This window comes from Allobosea sp. P4_C6 (assembly GCF_056402015.1).
This window is the reverse complement of the sequence record NZ_JBFUIF010000170.1, coordinates 1-2,741: the sequence shown is the minus strand read 5'-3', so window position 1 is coordinate 2,741 and position 2,741 is coordinate 1. Positions and strand designations below refer to the sequence as shown.

At 62.2% G+C, this 2,741-nt stretch carries 1 protein-coding gene; it reads left to right on the top strand.

Annotation, left to right across the window (positions count from 1 at the left end; genetic code table 11):
- Nucleotides 1-272: 272 nt before the first annotated feature.
- A partial coding sequence (locus AC1DVA_RS27475; RefSeq protein WP_476807996.1) for a PAS domain-containing protein occupies nucleotides 273-2,741 on the top strand: 2,469 nt, incomplete at its 3' end.

The window sequence follows — 2,741 nt, the reverse complement described above, 5'->3', positions numbered from 1 at the left end:
GACCAATGCGGCGCGAGCGGTCTTTCGCTGGCGGGGCCTGCCTAGGAGTCTCCATTCTGGTGCCAAGGTGGATTGCGGCGCTCGTCCGCACGCCGTAGCGCGCAGCAACGGAACACTGGACGATCTCATTGCAAGTCATGGATTTCCATAAGTGCGGCCGAGGCGTCCTGGCGCTAGTTTCCACTGAGTTTGCCAGCCGGATGTTCGAAGACTGGTGCTAGATGATGCTGTGACGGTTTCCAGGTAATCCGTCTCCGGAAGGGCACCCGACCATGATTGCAGCGCTCCATCGAACGCCAACGATCCTTGTGTCCCTGACTCTGGCTGTTGGCATCCTGGCATACTGGCTGGCCGGGGCCACCATAGGAATATTGGCGCCGCTCGGTGCGTTCTTCCTCTATGCGCGCGGTTATCTGCTTCGATCACTCTGGGGCGGGCTGCTCGCCGCCTTTGCCGGTGCGACGGTCACCGCCGTTTTATATCCTGGCGCCTTACGGGAAGCCGCGCTTTCGCTCGGTGCATCGGTCGCGGTGGCCGCGTGCATCGGCGCGCTCATTGTGCGCGATCCGTCCAGACGAGGCGCCCGGGACGCGGCCGTGCAACGACAAGCGCCGGGGCATCCCAGTGGTCTTGGTGCCATTCCAGATGACGTGGCCGAGGGTGCGATCCACCCGGATGACAGGGCTGCGATCGCACAGGCGGCGGCCTATGCGTTTTGGACGGGCGTGCCGCAGGTGACGAGCTATCGGTTGCGCCAGCCGGACGGCAGATATCGCTGGACCGAGCTCCGTGCCGAGCCGGGCTATGGCGTCAGCGTCGATGTCGACGCCATGGTTTCGAGACCGGATGATCGCTGGACTGTGGCGGAATCGCTTGGCGAGACCGTGCAGGCGGTGCAGGCCGCCAAGGTGATCGAGAGCTTACACGGCAAGGCCTGGGCTTTCGATGCCACTGGGAAGTTCACTTATGTGACCCCTGCTGCCCAGATTGCCATCGACATGGCTCTGGAGGATCTCAATCGCCGTCTCGGCGAGCGGGAATTCATCGATGGCGGTGAGGTCGGCTGGATGCGCGGTGTTCATCCGGACGATGTCGACGCCGCCGCCGCGACCCTGCGCCGTTGCCTGAAGACGGGCGAGCCGTGGAACATCGAATATCGCATGCTGCGCGCGACGGGCCACTATGTCTGGCACCGCATTTCAGCGCGGCCGACACGGGATGGCAAGGAGCGCATCACCGGGTGGTTCGRCACCTCGATCGATATCGACGTTTACAAGAAAACCGAGGCTGCGCTGCGAGAGCGAGAAAAGCATCTCGAACAGCTCATCGACACGGTGCCTGCCATGATCTGGAGCATGTCATCGGAGGGGCGACCCATCTATCTCAACAGGCGGATCATGGAGGTCACCGGCGCCACGCTAGATACCGTCAAGGCGTCGGATGGGTCTCTTTCTCTGAAGAAGATGATTCATCCGAATTTCTGGGAGTTGGCAGAGCAAACCTTCACGAGATCGGTCGTGACGGGCGCGCCGTACAACATCAAGTACCTCCAGCATCGGGCTGGCGGCACCTATCGATGGACGCAAACGCGCGCAGAACCTCTGCGCGACGAAGCCGGTAAGATTATTCGATGGTACGGTGTATCCGTCGATATCCACGATCTGATCACCACCCAGACCGAACTCAATCTCCGAAAGCAGGAATTGACGCGGCTGATCGATCTGGTTCCGAGCTTCCTCTGGCGACTGACCCCGACCGGGGCGCCGAATTTCTTCAACCGTCGCTTCATCGACTTCCTGGGCATTGACGAAGGCGACCTTAAGCAATCGCAGACGGAGCAATACGCAGCCGCCCTGAAGGCTGCGATCCATCCGGACGACGCCAGTCGCGTCTGGGCAGAAATCAAGGACTGTCTGAGCAGCGGTCGGCCCTACGCGATGCGCTATCGCTTGCGACGCCACGATGGTGTGTATCGCTGGATGGACGGGCGCGCGGAACCGCTCCTGGACGACGATGGCAGCATCATCCAGTGGTATGGCCTGTCCCATGACATCGACGACCAACTCCGCGTGGAGGATGCTCTCAGGGAAAGCGAGCGATCGCTGCGTCAGTTGGTGGAGACACTGCCTGCCCTCATCTACTGCGCCGCGCCGAATGGCGAACCGATCTRTCGAAGCGAGAAGCTCGGGGAATTTCTTGGCTTCGGACTCGGTGACAAGGACGCAGAGGGCCGGACCCGCCTTGTCGGCACGCTCGAAGCGATCATCCATCCCGATGACCTCCCCGATGTCAAAGAGAAATATGGGCGTTCGCTGGCGACCGGCACGTCCTATGCGATGAAGCACCGCCTCCGGCGGGCGGATGGCGAGTTTCGCTGGGTCGAGACGCGGACCGCGGCGATGCGAAATGCTGAGGGGGAGATCGTTCAATGGAACGGCATCTGCTTCGAGATCGAAGATCAGGTGCGCGCGCAGGAAGCGCTGACATTGACGCAGGAGCGCCTGGCACGCGCAGCGCAGGCTGCGAGCCTGGCAGAGCTCTCCGCCTCGATCGCACATGAGGTCAACCAACCGCTCGCGGCCGTGGTCGCCAATTCGCACGCATGCCAGCGCTGGCTGACCTCGGACCCGCCCAATCTGGAGCGGGCGCAGAAAACCATCGAACGTATCATCCGGGATGCGAATTCAGCCGCCGATGTCGTCGGCCGGGTCCGTGCCTTGTTCAGGCAGACGGACCAAGCG